This is a genomic window from Streptomyces alboflavus, from assembly GCF_000716675.1.
In the GTDB taxonomy this organism is placed as follows: domain Bacteria; phylum Actinomycetota; class Actinomycetes; order Streptomycetales; family Streptomycetaceae; genus Streptomyces; species Streptomyces alboflavus.
The window spans coordinates 203781-220462 of the sequence record NZ_JNXT01000038.1 but is presented as its reverse complement, the minus strand read 5'-3'; the positions used below and the strand labels follow the sequence as shown (position 1 = coordinate 220462).

Annotated in this window: 7 protein-coding genes; all 7 read right to left on the bottom strand. The window is 74.6% G+C overall.

What is annotated here, in order from left to right; all coding sequences use genetic code 11:
• Nucleotides 1-8: 8 nt before the first annotated feature.
• Nucleotides 9-2759 (bottom strand): undecylprodigiosin ligase RedH, encoded by a 2751-nt coding sequence (gene redH / locus OO63_RS26265; RefSeq protein ID WP_030357101.1) that lies wholly within the window; start codon nt 2757-2759, stop codon nt 9-11.
• Nucleotides 2756-3901: an SAM-dependent methyltransferase gene (locus OO63_RS26260; RefSeq protein WP_030357102.1), complete on the bottom strand. Its 1146-nt coding sequence runs from the start codon at nt 3899-3901 to the stop codon at nt 2756-2758. Before OO63_RS26260 ends, redH begins: the two co-directional genes overlap by 4 nt.
• Nucleotides 3889-4740, bottom strand: coding sequence for a thioesterase II family protein (locus OO63_RS26255; protein ID WP_031192576.1), 852 nt, complete (start codon nt 4738-4740; stop codon nt 3889-3891). Before OO63_RS26255 ends, OO63_RS26260 begins: the two co-directional genes overlap by 13 nt.
• A 71-nt stretch (nt 4741-4811) precedes the next feature.
• A complete protein-coding gene (locus OO63_RS42465) occupies nt 4812-12827 on the bottom strand; it encodes a type I polyketide synthase (protein ID WP_030357104.1) in 8016 nt (2671 codons plus the stop codon).
• 11 nt (nt 12828-12838) lie between these two features.
• Nucleotides 12839-14482, bottom strand: coding sequence for an amino acid adenylation domain-containing protein (locus OO63_RS26245; RefSeq protein ID WP_051811221.1), 1644 nt, complete (start codon nt 14480-14482; stop codon nt 12839-12841).
• Between the two features lie 5 nt (nt 14483-14487).
• Nucleotides 14488-16425 (bottom strand): aminotransferase class I/II-fold pyridoxal phosphate-dependent enzyme, encoded by a 1938-nt coding sequence (locus OO63_RS26240; RefSeq protein WP_030357106.1) that lies wholly within the window; start codon nt 16423-16425, stop codon nt 14488-14490.
• Nucleotides 16422-16682 (bottom strand): acyl carrier protein, encoded by a 261-nt coding sequence (locus OO63_RS26235; RefSeq protein WP_030357107.1) that lies wholly within the window; start codon nt 16680-16682, stop codon nt 16422-16424. The genes OO63_RS26240 and OO63_RS26235 overlap by 4 nt, the downstream gene beginning before the upstream one ends.

Genomic DNA, 16682 nt, shown 5'->3' with positions numbered 1-16682 from the left:
CGGCGCGCTCAGCCCTCCACGACCTCGACGACACCTGTGTCGCCGTCGACCATGACCATGTCGCCGGTGTTGATGACCTGTGTGGCGTACTTGGTGTTGACCACCGAGGGCACGTTGAACTCCCGCGACACGATGGAGCTGTGCGAGAGCATCGAGCCGATGTCGGTGACCACGCCGCCCGCGATGGCGAACAGCGGCGTCCAGGAGGCGTCGGTGTGCCGGGTCACGAGGATCTCGCCCGCCTGGAACTCGTCCGCCTGCCACACCAGGTCCTCCACGATGCGGGCCCGGCCGACGATCCGCCCCGGGCTGGAGCCGAGCCCGTCGAGCCGCGCCCCGTCCTTCACGGGCCGCACCGCGCGGGTGCCGTCGTGCTCGCCGACGAAGGTCAGCGGCGGCTCCGGCAGCCGGTTGTGGTACTCGTGCACGCGCCGCCGCTCCTCGATCGCGGCCCGCGGGAACGCCTCGCGCGCGGGCAGCCCACCGGCCAGCCAGCGGCGCACGTCCGCGAAGTCGAGGAACGCGACCTCGTCCAGGGAGTGCAGCACGCCCTCCTCGACCAGGCGCCGCCCCACCTCGTACACCACGTTCCTGACCAGCCAGATCGACGTGATCATCGACATGCGGGTGGCCTCGCGCAGCTCGCTGCACAGGGCGTACATCGAGATGACGCCCTCGATGGTCGTGCGCCGCGGCAGCGGCAGCTTCTTGAGGACCGCGCGGACGTCGCCCTCCTGGCGGGCGCGGCTGCGGCCCATGATGTCGTCGGCGGTGAAGCCGTCGGCGGCGTAGCGGCGGATCATCTGGAAGACGTAGCTCGGGTCGTCGATCCAGCGCTGATGGGTGAGCTCCATCTCCTGGCGTCCCCGGGTGCCGTTGGCACGCAGGAACGGCTCCATCTGCGACTGCCAGAACGCCTCGCCGTCGGGGTCCGCGCGCAGCCGGTCCGCGACCTCCTCCAGCGGCGCCGCCTCGATGATCTCCATGACCCGCGGCCTGGCCTTCGCGGCCTGCGCGACGCTCCAGATCTCCTGCGCCGACGCCACCGTACGCAGGCTCGACATGTCCGTCTTGATGCGGTTCTGCAGGTTGTCGCCCGCGGCGCCGAGCCACTTGGCGCACAGCTCGGTGAGGATGCCGTAGAACCCGAACGCGTTGATGTAGTACGGCATGTAGCCGACGTGGGCGTCGTGGAAGTAGTCCAGATAGCGCACGAGTTCGGCGTGCAGCTCGCGGCGGCCCATGCGGGTGAGGTCGAGGCGCCGGGCGCGGTCGAACTCGTAAAGGCGGCTTTCGGCCATGTCGCGGGCGCGGTCCTTCATCACCAGCATCTCGCCCGCCGTGGCCCGCAGCCAGTGCGTCGTCGAGAGCAGGTCCTCCAGGCCCCCGGGGAACGTCCCGAAGGGGTTCTCGTACGTGGCCAGGTCCACCTCCTCGCTGACGAAGCGGCGGGTGAAGTGGCGCTGGTCGCGGGTGGGCAGGGCCTGGCCGAGCAGATACGCGGTGTAGGAGATGTTCAGATAGACGTGGCCCTGGAAGAAGCCCATGTGCAGGCCGACATCGCCGGTGTCGCGCACGCCGAGCGCGGCCGCGCAGTCGCCGTGGACGTGGTCCTGGTAGTGCCGGGCGAAGCTCAGGCCGAGCGGGGACATCAGGCCGACGAAGATCTCCCCGATGTCCATCCGCGACCACAGGGTGCCGTGCCGCACGGCGTCCGGCTGCCGCTCCAACAGGCCCGGCAGATAGGGGCTGCGGGCGCCGTCGGAGGTCTCGGGCCGGGGCCGGGTGGTGATCGGGCGGGCCTGGAGGAGGTACAGCGTGCCGTCGTGCATCGCCCACTCGATGTCCTGCTCCGCGCCGCCGGCGTCCCGGATCTCCAGGGCGATCCGGGCGAGCGCCGCGAGCTGGTCCCGGGTCAGGCAGGGGGCGTCCCGGTCGGCGGCGTCGACCTTCGTCATGCCGATGCGGCCGGGCGCGAGCGGCGCGCACTTGGTGACCTTGTACCGCACGCGTTCCTCGACGACGTCGAGCGTACGGTCGTCCACGACGAAGAAGTCGCTCGACACCCTGCCGGACACCAGGCCCTCGCCGAGCCCGCAACAGGCCTCCACCACCAGGCGGTTCGGCCTGCCGCCGACCGGGTCGACCGTGAAGAGCACCCCGCTGACGTCGGCGGGCACCATCTCCTGCACCACGACGGCGATGGACCCCGCGGGCCCGTCTCCCGCCCGGTAGGCCGCCGCCCGGTCCGACCACAGCGAGGCCCAGCAGACCCTGACCGCGTCGAGGAGGGCCGCGTCGCCCGACACGTCGAGGACCGTGTCGTGCTGGCCCGCGAAGGACCGCTCGGCGGAGTCCTCGCGCGGCGCCGAGGAGCGCACCGCGACCCGGGGGCGGCCCAGGTCCTCGTACGCCGCGAGGATCGTGCGGGCGACCGGCTCCGGGATGTCGCGGGCCAGGACCGACTCGCGGACGGTGAGAGCGGATGCGCCGCGGGCCTCGGCGGCGCGGATCTCGGCGGCGAGGCCGCTCTCGCGCAGGAAGACGTCGAAGAGGGCGGTGGTGAGGCAGAACGCGGGCGGCACCGGAAGGCCCGCGGCGGTCAGCTCGTCGAGGCGGGCCGCCTTGCCGCCCAGCTCCTCGGGGGTGGCGGCGTGCGGGCGGCCGAGCACGGCCACGAGGCCGGTGTGCGGGGCGGGGGCAGGGGTTTCGGTGGCCTCGGCGGTGGGGCTGGAAGCGGTGGTCGCCTTCGTTGTCATGACGCGGCCTCCTCGGCGGTGGTGGGGGAGCCGGAGCGGGCCGGGGGCAGGGCGGCGGGCCCGGCCGTGGGGTTGCTGCCGACGAACGAGCGGAACGCCTGGCCGGGCAGCGGCCGGGTGGCCCGGACCGCGTCGAAGCCCGCTTCCCGCAGCTGGTCGAGCAGTTCGTCGGCCAACGGCAGCGGGCCGCCGAAACCGGCGTACTCGAACCAGAGGTTCAGCACGTCGAGGCCCAGCGGGCCACCGCCCCGGCACGAGGAGGTGAGCAGCAGGGTGCCGCCGGGGGCGAGGAAGGACCGGGCCCTCGCCAGGACCTCGGCGCGCTCCTCCCGGGGGAAGTAGTAGATGTTGTTGTGCAGCGTCACCACGTCGAACTGCGGTTGCAGGTCCAGGGTGCGCAGATCCCCGGCGCGGGTCTCGACGCGGTCGGCGAGGCCCCACTGCGCCATGTTCTTCGCGGCCTGCTCGGCGACCTCGGCCTGGAGGTCGACGGCCAGCGCCGTCAGGCGCGGGTTCAGCCCGGCCGCGTACCGGACGTAGGCGCCGCTGCCGCAGCCGACCTCCAGGAGCCGCACCGGCGCTGTGCGCGGCAGCGTCCGGCGGATCGCCTCCTCCACGAAGCCGCGCACCACCAGCGTGGAGCGGGCGATGACCAGGCCGTCCTGGTCGGAGAGTTCGAAGCGGCCGCCGTCCTTGAGCATGCGCGGGGCGTCGCGGAGCGCGGGCACATGGAAGCGCAGGAGCTCTTCGAGTGCCCCCGCGACGGCGTCGTTGCCGACCTGCGCGAGGGCCTTGGCGGTGCGGCTGCGCAGGCGGTAGCAGCCCTCGCTCCGGTCGAGCTCGCCGAGCCGCACCCCGATGTCCAGCCAGGCGCGCAGCCGCTGCCGGTCGTCGGGCCCGCTCTCCAGGTGCTCGGCCAGGCTCTCCAGGTCGCAGGGGCGCGCCGCCAGGCACCCGAGGACGCCGGAGCCCGCGGCCGCGGCGAGGAACGACGCCCGGTACAGGGGCGTGAACAGCGTACGGTTCAGGACGAGGAGCAGCGGAAGGCGGGGGTCGGCGACGATCCGCGCCATCGCGGCGAGATCCGTGAACGGCTCCTGTGCCCGGTCCTTGACGGCCCTGGCCAGCCTCAGTAGGTCCATGCGGGTTCCCTCTCCTCGGGGTGACGGGTGAGTTCGGCGCGCAGCTCACGTAGGAGCGGAAGCCGTGCGGGTCCGGTCAGGTAGAAGTGGCCGCCCGCCACCCTGCGGTGCAGCAGCGAGGCGCTGGTGTACGCCCGCCACGCCTCGACGCGGTCCGGTGGCGCCAGCGGGTCGCCCGCGGCGGAGAACGCCGTCATCGGGCAGTCGAGCGGGCGCCGCGGCCGCCAGCGGTAGCGGGCGCAGAGCGTGAGGTCGGCGCGCAGCACCGGCAGCCTGCGCTCCAGATAGGAGCCGCCCACCCGGTCGCCGGGGTCGAGGGCGCCCAGGTCGTGCACGAGGTGGCGCAGGTCGTCGTCGCCGAGCGCCTGGTCGGCGGGGCCGCCGTAGAGGTGCGGGGCCCTGCTGCCGGACACGAACAGATGGGAGGGGCCCGGCAGTTCGCGCGCCCGCAGCTCACAGGCGACCTCGTAGGCCAGGAGCGCGCCCATGCTGTGCCCGAACAGGGCGTGGTCGCCGACGTGTCCGGCCGCCACGAGCGCGTCGGTCACATCGCGGGCCAGCGGCGCCATGTCGGTGTACGGCACCTCCCCGAGCCGCAGGCCGCGCCCCGGGAGCAGCACCGGCACGACCGTCACGCCGGGGCCGAGCAGCCGCGGCCAGTCGCGGTACACGGACGGGGTGCCGCCCGCGTAGCTGAAGCAGATCAGGCGGGGGCGGGGGTCCGGTGTGCCCGGGGCGGGCCCGGCGGTGGGCTCGGTGTCGGCTCCTGGCGGGGGCCCGAAGCCGGGGCCCGCGAACCAGGCACGGACCGGTGGCTGCGGCCGTTCGGTGAGGTGCACGGCGGGGGTTCCTCTCGGGCTCGGGCTCGGGCCGGTCGGGCCGTTCGGTGCCGGTCGGGCGGGGGCGGGTCTCAGCGGGGGACGCGGGCGCGCCCCTCCGGCGAGTCGAGCCACGCGAGCGTGAGCCGCACCCCCTCCTCGAAGTCCACGTCGCCCTTGAAGCCCAGCTCGTCGCGGGCCCGGTCGACGGCGTACGACTGGTCGCGGTCGAAGAGGTGCACCGCGTGCCGGGTCAGGACCGGCCGCGACCTGATCCGCAGCGCCCCGTACAGGCCCTCCGAGACCGTCGCCACACCGCGCGCCAGCGGCGCGGGCAGGCTCAGCGAGGGCGGTTTCACGCCGAGGCCGCGGGCCAGCGCCTCGACGTACGTCCGCCATGTCGTGCGGTCGGGGTCGCGCAGGTTGTACGTGCGGCCCGCGGCGGCCTCGGACGCGCAGGCGGCGATCATCGCGTCGGCCGCGTTGGTCACGTACAGCAGCCCGGCCGGTACGTCGCCGCCCCGGATGTAGACCATCTGGCGGCTCAGGAGCAGCGTCGCGATCTCGATGACGAAGTCCTTGCTGCGCGGCCCGTACACGCTGACCGGCCGCACCACGGTCAGCGGCAGACCGGCGCGCGCGGCACTCTCGCGCACGGCCTGCTCGCCGAGGAGCTTGCTGCGGTTGTACGGCAGGCCGATGTCGCGCGGCGGCGTGTCCTCGGCGCAGGGGCGCACCGGGTAGCCGTAGACGTCGGTGGTGCTGACGTGCAGGAAACGTGCGACGGTGCCCGCGTGCCCGGCCGCCTCGACGAGGTTGCGGCTGCCGTCGACGTTGACCCGCTGGAAGTCCGCCCACGGGCCCCAGTCGGCCGACAGGCCCGCGCAGTTGTACACGTGCCGCACCCCGGCCGCCGCCCGGCGCAGGCTGTCCGGATCGCCGAGGTCCCCGACGGCCACGTCGACGTCGAGCCCGGCGAGCGCGGTGCGGTCGCTGCCCTCGCGGACCAGGACCCGGACGCGGTGGCCGCGTTCGGCGAGGCGGCGGGTGAGGTGGCCGCCGATGAAGCCGCCGGCGCCCGCCACCAGGACGTCGGGGGCAACGGAGGCGGGCCCGGGGGCGGGGGCGGGAGCGGTGCCCGGCTCGGCCCCGGTGACCGGCTTCGACTCGCGCGGCGCCGCCTCGCGGTCCGGCGCCGCCTCGCGGTCCGGCGCCGCCTCGCGGTCCGGCTCGGCCTCGTGGCCGGGCCGCGCCTCGCGGCGCGCCGCCGTCCCGTCGCGCCCCGCCGTCCGCGAGGTCCCGTTCGTCTGCTTGCGTGTCGCCATGGCGTGCCCCAACAGGTCCAGTGCGCGGTCGAGTTCGTGCTCGGTGTGGTCGGCGTTGACGAAGAAGCGCAGGCGGCACTCGTCGCGCGGCACTGCGGGGTGACCGATCGGCATCACGTTCACGCCGAGGCGGAGCAGCGCGTTGGAGAGCGCCATGGTCTCCTCCCAGCCGCCGATGACGACCGGGATCACCGCGGACGCGCGCGACACGCCGATGTCGTACCCGCGGGCGCGGGCCGTGTCGCGGAAGTGCTCGGCGAGGTGCCGCAGCCGCGCGACCCGCTCCGGCTCGTCCCGCACGACCCGCAGCGCCTCCAGGGCGGCGGCCGTGTTGGCGGGCGAGATGCCGGTGCTGAAGATGTGCAGCGGAGCGGTGAACTTCAGGTACTCGACGATCGGGCGGCGCGCCGCCACATAGCCGCCGAGGCTGCCGATCGCCTTGCTGAGCGTGCCCATCCACAGGTCGACGTCCGCGCGGTCGACGCCGAAGTACTCGCCGATGCCGCGCCCGGTGCGGCCGAGCACCCCGAGCGAGTGGGCCTCGTCGACCATCAGCATCGCGCCGTGCCGCTTCTTCACGTCGATGAACTTCGGCAGGTCGGGCAGGTCGCCGTCCTGGCTGTACGCGCCCTCGACGAGGACGAGCGCGCGGCGCGCCCCGGCCCGGCCCGAGGTGAGCAGCCGGTCGAGGGCGCGCCAGTCGTTGTGCGGGAACGGCCTGCGCCGGGCGCCGGACAGGACGCTGCCGCGCACCGCGCTGTCGTGGATCCACTCGTCGTGCAGGATCAGGTCGTCGGGGCCGAAGAGGTGCCCGATGGTCGCGACGTTCGTGGCGTGCCCGCCCGCGAACACGATCGCTGCCTCGGTGCCGAGGAACGCGGCGATCTCCGCGTCCAGCTGATGGTGCAGCGGCGTCTCTCCGAAGAGCAGCGGCGTCGCCGAGCAGGACGTGCCGTACCGGTCGACGGCGGCGCGCGCCGCCGCGCGGACCCGTGGATGGTGGGACAGCGCGAGGTAGTTGAAGGCGGCGAAGTTGAGGACGGGGCGGCCGTCCACACAGGACCGGCCGCTGTTGAACCCCTCGTGCGTGCGCCCGTACGGGTTGTCGCCGTCGGCCGTCGCCTGCCGCAGCCTGCCCCGCAGTTCGGCGTACTCGGGCCACTCCTCGAAGACCCGCTCCTGCCGCACAGCGGGCACCGTCCCTTCGGCGGGCCCCTGGGCCACGGCGGCCTCGGCGACCGGGGCCGTCCCGTCCGCCACGGGCACCGCGCCCGCGACGAGGTCGGCGAGCTGCTCCACGGTGGGGTCCTCGGGCAGCCGCTCGCGGTTGCCGTTCAGATGCCCGGGGAACCGCCGCGTCAGGGCCCGCTCCAACTCGGTGCGCATCAGCGAGTCGAACCCGAGGTCCGCGCCGAGCCGGGCGTCGCCCGGGATGTGCGCGACGGCGAACCCGCAGACACGGGACACCTGCGCGAACACCTCCTGGCGTCCGGTCCGGGGGTGGTCCGGGGGGACAGGGGGTGTCGCTCGGGGTGGGTCCATGGGCTCACGCGGTACGGACACGGGCTCGTGCGTCGCGTGGACGGGCTCTCCCGGTACGGACACGGGGCCGGGCGCATGCCCCTCCGTGGACGCGTCCGCCCCGGCGGCACGCTCTCCGCCGGACGCCGCCGCGGCCGGCGTGAACCAGTACGGCTCCCGCTCCCACATCGCGTGCGGCACCGGTACCCGCGGTGCCCGCCGCCCCGCGTCGAGCGCCGCCCAGTCCACCGTGCCGCCCGCGCAGTGCAGCCGCCCGAGGGAGGTCAGCAGGGTCTCCCAGTCGCCCGTCGCGCCGGGCACGGCCCCGCCCCGGCCCCGCCGCAGCGACGGCAGCCACAGCACGGGCCGCACGCCGGACCCGGCGTCGGGCCCGGAGCCTGCCGGAGTCGTCGCGCGCCCCAGGCCCAGCAGGGTCGGGTGCGGCCCCATCTCGACGTACGCGGTGCAGCCGAGGCGCCGCAGGGCCGTGAGGCCGCCGGCGAAGCGCACGGTGCCGAGCAGATGGTCCACGAGCGCGTCGGCGTCGATACGGCCGACGGGCTCACCGGTGGCGTCCGACACCCAGGTGACGACGGGCTCGGCGAAGCGCACGGAGCGTGCGGCCGCGCGGAGCGGCTCGGCGGCGCCCGCCATGAGCGGTGAGTGGAAGGCGCCCGAGACGGCGAGCGGCTTGACGACGACCGCGCGCTCCACGAGTTCCGCGCGGGCCCGCCCGATCTCCTGCCGGTCCCCGGAGAGCACCAGGTGGGTGGGCGTGTTGACGGCGGCCACCGCCAACGACGCGTACGAGGAGGCCACTTCGCGCACCGCCCCGGCGTCCCCGACGCAGGAGATCATCGCGCCGTCGCCCGGCTGGTCGCCCATGAGCCGTCCGCGGGTCGCGGCCAGCGTGAGGGCGTCCTCGAAGGACAGCGCCCCGGACACGCACGCGGCGGCGTACGCGCCCACGCTGTGCCCGAGCACGGCGGTGGGCCGCACCCCGAGGGACTGCCACAGCTCGGCGAGCGCGATCTCCAGGGCGACGAGGGCAGGCTGGCAGTACCGTGTGGCGCGCAGCCGTTCGGCGCCGTCCGGCGCGAACAGGACGTCGGTCAGGGGTGCGTCGAGGTGCGGCCGCAGCACGCCGTCCGCCCGGTCGATGGCGCGGGCGAACGGCTCGTGCGTGTCGTACAGGCCCTTGCCCATGCCCGGGTACTGCGTGCCCTGGCCGCTGAACAGGAACGCCGTGCGCGGCTCGGGCCCGTGGCCCGCGGTGTCGCGCACCACGGCCGTCGAGGCCTCGCCCCGGGACAGCGCGTCGAGCCCGGCGTCCAGCGCCGCCGCGGACCCGCCGACGATCACCGCCCGGTGCGTGAGCACGGCCCGGCCGGTGTGCGCGGCGCGGCACAGGTCGGCGAGGGGGGCGTCGGGGTGGGCGGCCAGGTGGGTGCGCCAGCGCGAGGCCAGGGCGGTGAGGGCGGTCGGCGTGTGGCCCGACAGGCAGAGGGCGTGCGTCGGCCGGGCGGGCGGGGCGGGCGCGGGTTCGGGGGCGGGCGGGGACTCCAGGACGACGTGCGCGTTCGCGCCGCCGAAGCCGAAGGAGCTGACGGCGGCGCGCGCCGGGCCCGCGCCGGACAGGGGCGTCAGCCGGGTCGGCACCTCCAACCCGGCGCCCTCCCAGTCGAGTCGGCGGCTGGGCGTGGTCAGGTGCAGGGTCGGCGGCACCTCGCGCTCGCGCACGACGAGCGCCGCCTTGATGAGGCCCGCGACGCCCGCGGCCGCCTCCAGGTGCCCGATGTTGGTCTTCACGGAGCCGACCAGGCAGCGGGCGCCGTCCGGGCGGCCCATGCCGTACGCGGCGGCGAGGCCCTCCCACTCGACCGGGTCGCCGAGCGGCGTGCCGGTGCCGTGCGCCTCGACGTAGTCGATCTCCTTGCCGCTCAACTCCGCCCGGACCAAAGCCTGTTCGATGACGGCGCGCTGCGCGGAACCCTTCGGTGCGGTCAGACCGTTGGCGCGGCCGCCGTGCCCGGTGGCCGAACCCCGGATCACGGCGTGCACGCGGTCGCCGTCGGCGAGGGCGGCCGACAAGGGCTTGAGCAGCACGAGGCCCGCGCCCTCACCGCGTACGTAGCCGCCCGCCGCGTCGTCGAACGTGCGGCAGCGCCCGTCCGCCGCGAGCATCCCGCCGTCCGCGAACGCCACCGAGAGGCCGGGCGTGAGCATCAGGTTCACGCCGCCCGCGAGCGCCGCCCCGCACTCGCCCCGGCGCAGGCTGTCGCACGCCAGGTGGACGGCCGTCAGGGACGAGGAGCACGCCGTGTCCAGGGCGAGGCTGGGGCCGCGCAGGTCGAGGGCGTAGGACAGCCTGTTGGCGGCGATGGCGTGCGCGTTGCCGGTCGCGCCGTGCACGTCGACCGTGTCGAGGCGGCCCATCTGGAGTTCGGCGTAGTCGTGGCTGCTGATGCCGACGAACACGCCGGTGGCGGAGCCCGCGTACGACGTCGGGTCGTGGCCCGCGTCCTCCAGGGTCGCCCAGGCCGTCTCCAGGAGCAGGCGCTGCTGCGGGTCCATGCGGACCGCCTCCCGCGCCGAAAGACCGAAGAAGCGGGCGTCGAACTCCTCGACGCCGTCGAGGAACCCGCCGAAGCCGGGCGCCGCCACGCGCGCGGCGTCCCACCGTCCGCGCGGCACCTCGGTGATCGCGTCGCGGCCGTCGCGCAGGAGCCGCCAGTAGCTGTCCGGGTCGGGCGCGCCGGGGAAGCGGCAGCCGATCCCGACGACGGCGACAGGATCGGGCCCGTCACCGGGACCCGCCGCCACCGCGGCGGGCGCCTCGGAGCGCGCCGGGGTCACCGCGGTGCCCGCCGCGCCGAGATGGGTGGCGATCGCGCGGATCGTCGGATGGTCGAAGACCACGGACGCGGGGATCTCACGGCCGGTACGGGCACTCAGCTCCGCCAGGACCGCCACGGCCTGCTTGGAGTCCAGACCGAGCGACGCGAGCGGCCTGGCCGGGTCGACGGCCGTCACGGCGAGCCCCAGGCGCTCGGCGACCCGGGCGGTCAGCCACGCCTCGACGGAGTCCGGGGCCCACGTCCCGGCGGCGGGCACCCGCTCGGCGAGCAGCCCGGTCAGCGTGTCGACCCGCGGCCGCACGAGCAGCTCCCCGACCGGGATCGGCACCCCGAGGCGCCGCTCCAGATCCCGTACGACGAGCAGCAGCCGCGGATGGTCCAGGCCGAGATCGGCGAACGTGCGGGTGGCGGCGCCGGAGACGTCGGGCACGTACGCCCGCAGGACCTCCTCGACCACCGTGCCCACCGGCTGCCCCCGCCGCCGCTCCTCCGGCGCGGCCGGGACCGGCGTGTCGCGGGTGACGCTGGCCGCCACCACCTTCAGGCCGAGGCCGACGAAGTCCGCGCGGCACGCCTGGCGTTGGATCTTGCCGCTGGTGGTCCGGTGCACCGTGGACCGCTTCAACAGGACGACGGCGTGCGGCGTCACCTCGTGCTCGTCGGCTATCGCCGAGCGCAGCCGGGCGAGCAGGCCCGGCGCGTCGGCGGCCCGGCGGCCGTCGATCTCGTACGCCACCACCAGTTGCTCCGCGCCGTCCACCTCGACGGCGAACGCGGCGCCGCAGCCCGCGCGGACGGCCGGATCGGCCTGCTCCACGGTGAGTTCGATGTCGTGGGGGTAGTGGTTGCGGCCCTGCACGATGACGACGTCCTTGGTGCGGCCGACGACGTGCAGCTGGCCGTCGCGCAGGAAGCCCAGGTCGCCGGTGCGCAGATACGGCGTGCCGGGATCTTCCTCCAGGCGGGCGCCGAAGGCTTCCTCGGTGGCCTCGGGGCGGCGCCAGTAGCCGCGCGCCACGCTGGCACCCGTCAGCCACACCTCGCCGACCGTGCCCTCGCCGGGGACGCGCCGCCGGGTCGCCGCGTCCACGACCGCCACGTCCAAGCTGTCGACGGCGGGGCCGCAGGCGACGACCCGCGTGACCCGGGCCCCGGCCGCCTTCCCGGCCCCGGTGACCTGGGTGGCTTTCCCCGCGCCGAGCGCCGCCGCGTCGAACTCCCCGACGACGGGCGGCTCGTGGGCGCGCACGCCCGTCACCATCAAGGTGGCCTCCGCCAGGCCGTAGCAGGGCAGCAGCGCGCCCCGTCGGAACCCGCACGGGGCGAACCGCTCGACGAACCGGTCCAGGGTGTCGGCGCGCACCGGTTCCGCGCCGTTCAGGGCGAGCCGCCAGTGCCGCAGGTCGAGCGCGTCGCGCTCCTCGTCGGTGATCCTGCGGACGCACGCCTCGAAGCCGAAGTTGGGGGCGACGCTGGTCGACGCCCGCGTGTCGGACAGGGCCCGCAGCCACAGCAGGGGGCGGCGCACGAACGACATCGGCGCCATCAGGTGCGCGGGGAAGCCGCCGTACAGCGGCGACAGGATGCCGCCGATCAGGCCCATGTCGTGGTACGGCGGCAGCCACGACACCATCTGCGAGTCCGCGTCGTGCGCGAGCCTGCGGTGGATGGCGGCGAGGTTGTCCAGCAGATTGCCGTGGCTGACCATCACGCCCTTGGGCGCGGACGTCGAGCCGGAGGTGTACTGGAGGAAGGCGAGGGAGTCGCCGCTGAGGTCCGGCGCCCGCCAGTCGCCCGCGGTCGCGGTGTCGGTGCCCGCGGCGCCCTCAGGACCACCCCCGTCCCCGCGCGGGCCGCCGCCTGCCGTCGTGTCCACGGCGCCCGCCGCGCCGGACACGCCACCCGTCACCAGCCACCGCAGCCCGCCGAGCCCGAGCGCGGCAAGCTCGTCCTTGCGGTCGTCCGCGAACCGCGAGAGGCCACCCGTGGTCAGCGCGTGCGTGGCCCGCGCGTCCCGGGCGATGGCGGCGAGCCGGGGCATGGTCTGGCCGAACCTGCGGGTGTCCGGGGGATACGCGGGGACGGCTATGGCGCCCGCGTACAGACAGCCGAAGAAAGCGGCGATGTAGTCGAGGCCGGGCGGGTGCAGGAGCAGCACGGGCTCGCCCGTCGCGCCCTCGCGCTGGAGCAGGGCGGCGACGTGCCGGGCGCGCAGGTCGAGGTCGAGATACGTCCAGGAGCTCTCCCCCGGGGCGGGGGCCGCGCCTCTCGCCGGGGCGTCGGCGGTGCCGAGGAAGCGGTAGGCGAGCGCGTCCGGCCGGTGCGCGGCGTGCCGGCGCAGGAGGGCGACGAGGGTCCGCGGTTCGCCGCCGCGTCCGTGGGTCTCGGTCGGGCCTTGGGTCATGTACGTCTCCGTCACTTGCCGGGCACGGCACGCGGGGAGGGTCCTGCCGCGGGCCGGGGTGTGGGCGCCGGGCCGCCGAGGCGCCGGTAGTCGGTCTTGCCGTTGGCGTTGTGCGGCAGCTCGTCCAGGCAGGTGGCCGTGCGCGGCAGCATGTAGCGCGGCAGATGGCGCGCGCAGTGCCGCTTCAGCTCGATGAGGCCGGGCCGCGGCGTCTCGCCGTTGAGGGTGAAGTACAGGGCGATGGTGGTGTCGGGGCCTTCGGTGTCGGCGACGACGGCGGCGTGCGCGATGCCGGGGTGGCGCAGGACGGCCGCCTCGATCTCGCCGAGCTCCACGCGGTGGCCCGCGAGCTTCACCATGCGGTCCTTGCGGCCCCGGTAGACCAGGGCGGCGCCGTGGCGCACGTCGTGGCTCACCAGGTCGCCGGTGGCGTGGCGGCCCTCGCGGTGTCCGGCGGCGGCGGGCCCGGCATCCCCGCGCCAGTAGCCGGGGGTGACGCAGTCGCCCTCGACGACCAGCTCACCGAAGGCGTCGGGGCCGGTGAGGGCGCGGCCGTCGGTGTCGACGACGGTCAGCTTGGCGCCGGGCAGGGGGGTGCCGATGGGGACGGGTTCGTGGCGCTCCAGGTCCTCGGGGCGCACCTGGTGGTAGGTGCAGACGTTCGTCTCCGTCGGCCCGTACAGGTTGTAGAGCGCGGTGCCCGGTGCCAACTGCTCGGACAAGGCACGCAGGTGGGGGATCGGGAACACCTCGCCCGCGAACAGGACGTACCGCAGCCCCCGCGCCGTGTCGGGGGTGAGCGCGCCCGACACCGTGAGCAGCCGCAGGACCGACGGCACCGAGTACCAGACGCTGACACCGTGGTCGCGGATCCCGGCGGCGAGCGCGCCCACGTCGCGGGCCTGCCCGTCCGGCACGATCCACAGGCCCGCGCCCGCCGACAGGGCGGTGAACAGGTCGAACGTCGACAGGTCGAAGTTGAACGAGGCGTGGCCCGCGAACACGTCGCCGGGGCCGACGTCCAGCTCCTCGCGCGCCCACCGGATGAAGCACGCCAGGTTCCGGTAGCTGATCCGCACGCCCTTGGGGGTGCCGGTCGACCCGGAGGTGTACAGGATCGCGGCGAGGTCGTCGCGGTCGAGGGGCGGCAGCAGGACGACGTGGCCCGCGGCGCCCGCGGTGAAGTCGCACCAGGTGACAGCGGGCGCGGCAGGGGCCGGGGCGGGGTCGTCCATGAGCACGACCACCCTTACCGAGTCCGGCAGTTGACGCTCCATCAGCGCGTCCAGGCGGCCGCTGTCCGTGACGAGGGCGACCGGCTCGGCGTCCCTGAGGATCGTCTCCACGCGGGCCACCGGCTGCCCGCCGTCCAGCGGGACGTACGCGCAGCCCGCTTGCAGGGCGCCGAGGATCGCCTCGGCGTAGCGCGGCTGCTTGTCCGTCCAGATCGCGACGCGGTCGCCGACCTCGGCACCGAGGCCGAGCAGTCCGGCGGCGACGGCGGCGACCTGCCCGGCGAGCTCGCCGTACGTGCGGGCGTCGGGCCCGACGAAGGCGAGCCGCGTGGACTGTTCGGCGCTCGGCGGCCACGGCTCGCGGATCAGCGCGACATCCGAGAGGTCGGCGGGGCGGGGGCCCCGCGGCGGCTTCGTCATCGCGCTCACCCCGCCTTCGGCAGGACGCCGGTCTCGCGGGCCGCGTCGACGAAGATGCCCGCGGCGCTCTCCAGGTCCTCGCGGGTGTGCTCGCAGGTGACGCTGACCCGCAGCCGCGCGTCGCCGAGCGGCACGCCGGGGAACACCACCGTCTGGCAGAACAGACCGCGGGCCCGCACGGCCCGGCCCATCTCCAGGGCCCGCCGCTCGTCGCCGATGACCAGCGGCAGGATGGCGCTCTCGGAGTGCTCCAGGTCGAAGCCCGCGTCGGACAGGAGGCCGTGCAGGAAGCGGATGTTGGACCAGAGCCGGGTGATGCGCTCCGGCTCGGACTCGATCAGGTCGAGGGAGGCGATGAGCCCGGCGGCGACCCCGGCGGGGATGCCCGCGGCGAAGACGTAGGAGTTGGCGTAGAAGCGCAGGTACTCGATGACGTCCTCGTCGCCGACGACGAAACCGCCCATGCCCGCGAGGGACTTGCTCATCGTGCCGAGTTCCAGGTCGACCTCGCCCTTGAGGCCGAAATGCTCGGCGGTGCCCGTGCCGCGCGCGCCGAGCACACCCGTCGCGTGCGCGTCGTCGACCATGACGCGGGCGCCGTACTCCTTGCCGAGCCGGACGATCTCGGGCAGGTCGCAGATGTCGCCGTGCATGCTGAACACGCCGTCCGCGACGATGAGTCTGCCCGCGGTGCGGTCGTCGCAGCGCTTGAGGATGCGCTCCAGGTCCGCCATGTCGTTGTGCTGGTAGATCTTGCGGACCGCGCCGGAGAGCCGGGCGCCGTCGACGATGCTCATGTGGTTGAGCTTGTCGACGATCAGCGTGTCGTAGCTCTTGACCAGTGCGGAGATGGTGCCGAGATTGGCCGCGTACCCGCCCGGATAGACGATGCACGCCGGGCGGCCCTTGAACGCGGCGAGGCGCCGCTCCAACTCCTTGTGCAGCATGTTCGTGCCGCCGATGAAGCGCGACCCGGTGTGCGTGGCGCCGAAGGAACGGGTGGCCTCGCAGACCGCCTCGATCACCTTCGGGTGGTTGGCGACACCCAGGTAGTTGTTGGAGGCGAACATCAGGAACTCGCGCTTGGTGCCCGTGAGTTCGTCGAGGATGAGGGCGCGGTTGCCGCAGCGGGAGTGCAGCGGCATCCCGTACCAGTACAGGTGCTCGGCCTCGCGGCCGCGCAGATAGCTCCGGAAGCTGCGGGTCTTGGCGAAGAGGTCGCCGTCGCGGCCCTCCACGAAGTCCTTCATGGAGCGGCTGTCCCAGGGGGCGGCGAGGTCCGGGGTGCTCGTGCCGGTGCTGGTGCTGGTGCTGGTGGCGGCGCCGGTGGCTGTGCGGGTGCCGGTGGCTGCGCGCGCCCCGTCGCCGCCCTCGGTCTCGCGGCACGCCCGCAACTCGGCGATCAGATCGCGCGGGGACGGCGCGGTCAGCGTGCCCGCGAGGTCGTCGGGCAGGCCGAGGTCGCGGGCGCAGTCGGCGACGATCGACACCAGGACCACCGAGTCGATGCCCAGCTCGCCCTCGAAGTCGGCGTCCAGGGGCAGTTGGTCGCGCCGGTACTGGGTGTGGTGCATGGCGGCGCGGAGGACGGCCTCCAGGACGGGGTCCTCGGGGGCGGACGCCGGCGCCGGATCGGGGGAAGGGGCCGCGGCGCCCGTCCGGCCCGCCGCCGCGAGCGCCTCCTCGACGGCTGCGGCCAGTTCGCGGATCGTGTACAGGCCGTCGGGCAGCGGCGCGGCCAACGCGAAGCGCTCCTTCACCAGGGCGAGGATCGACTCGTGGATGACGGAGTCGATGCCGAGGTCGGCCTCGAAGTGGCTCTCGGGCAGCAGGTACGACTCGTCGTACAGCGTCCGGGAAGCGATGATGTCCACGATCTCGCGCCGCACGGCGGCGCCCTCGTGGCCGTTCACGGCGGTGGTGGCGGTGGTGGCATCGGTCATCGCACGCTCTCCCCCTGGGCCCGCAGCCGCTCGACGAGTGCGGCGATCGTGTCGACGGTGCGGAAGTTCGCCGGGGAGATCTCCCGCAGCGGCACGGTGATGCGGAAGTCGCTCTGCAGGTAGTGCACGAGGTCGAAGATCCCGGCCGAGTCGATGATGTTCAGTTCGGCTATGGGCAGTTGGGCGTCGAGGCCTTCGGTGTCGCCGTCGAGCCAGACGTCGGCGATGTAGTTGATGATCGACTGCTCGGTGGTCAT

Coding starts and splice junctions, on each gene's coding strand:
- redH (WP_030357101.1), bottom strand. CDS start 2,759: ATGACAACGAAGGCGACCACCGCTTCCAGCCCCACCGCCGAGGCCACC.
- OO63_RS26260 (WP_030357102.1), bottom strand. CDS start 3,901: ATGGACCTACTGAGGCTGGCCAGGGCCGTCAAGGACCGGGCACAGGAG.
- OO63_RS42465 (WP_030357104.1), bottom strand. CDS start 12,827: ATGACCCAAGGCCCGACCGAGACCCACGGACGCGGCGGCGAACCGCGG.
- OO63_RS26245 (WP_051811221.1), bottom strand. CDS start 14,482: ATGACGAAGCCGCCGCGGGGCCCCCGCCCCGCCGACCTCTCGGATGTC.
- OO63_RS26240 (WP_030357106.1), bottom strand. CDS start 16,425: ATGACCGATGCCACCACCGCCACCACCGCCGTGAACGGCCACGAGGGC.
- OO63_RS26235 (WP_030357107.1), bottom strand. CDS start 16,682: ATGACCACCGAGCAGTCGATCATCAACTACATCGCCGACGTCTGGCTC.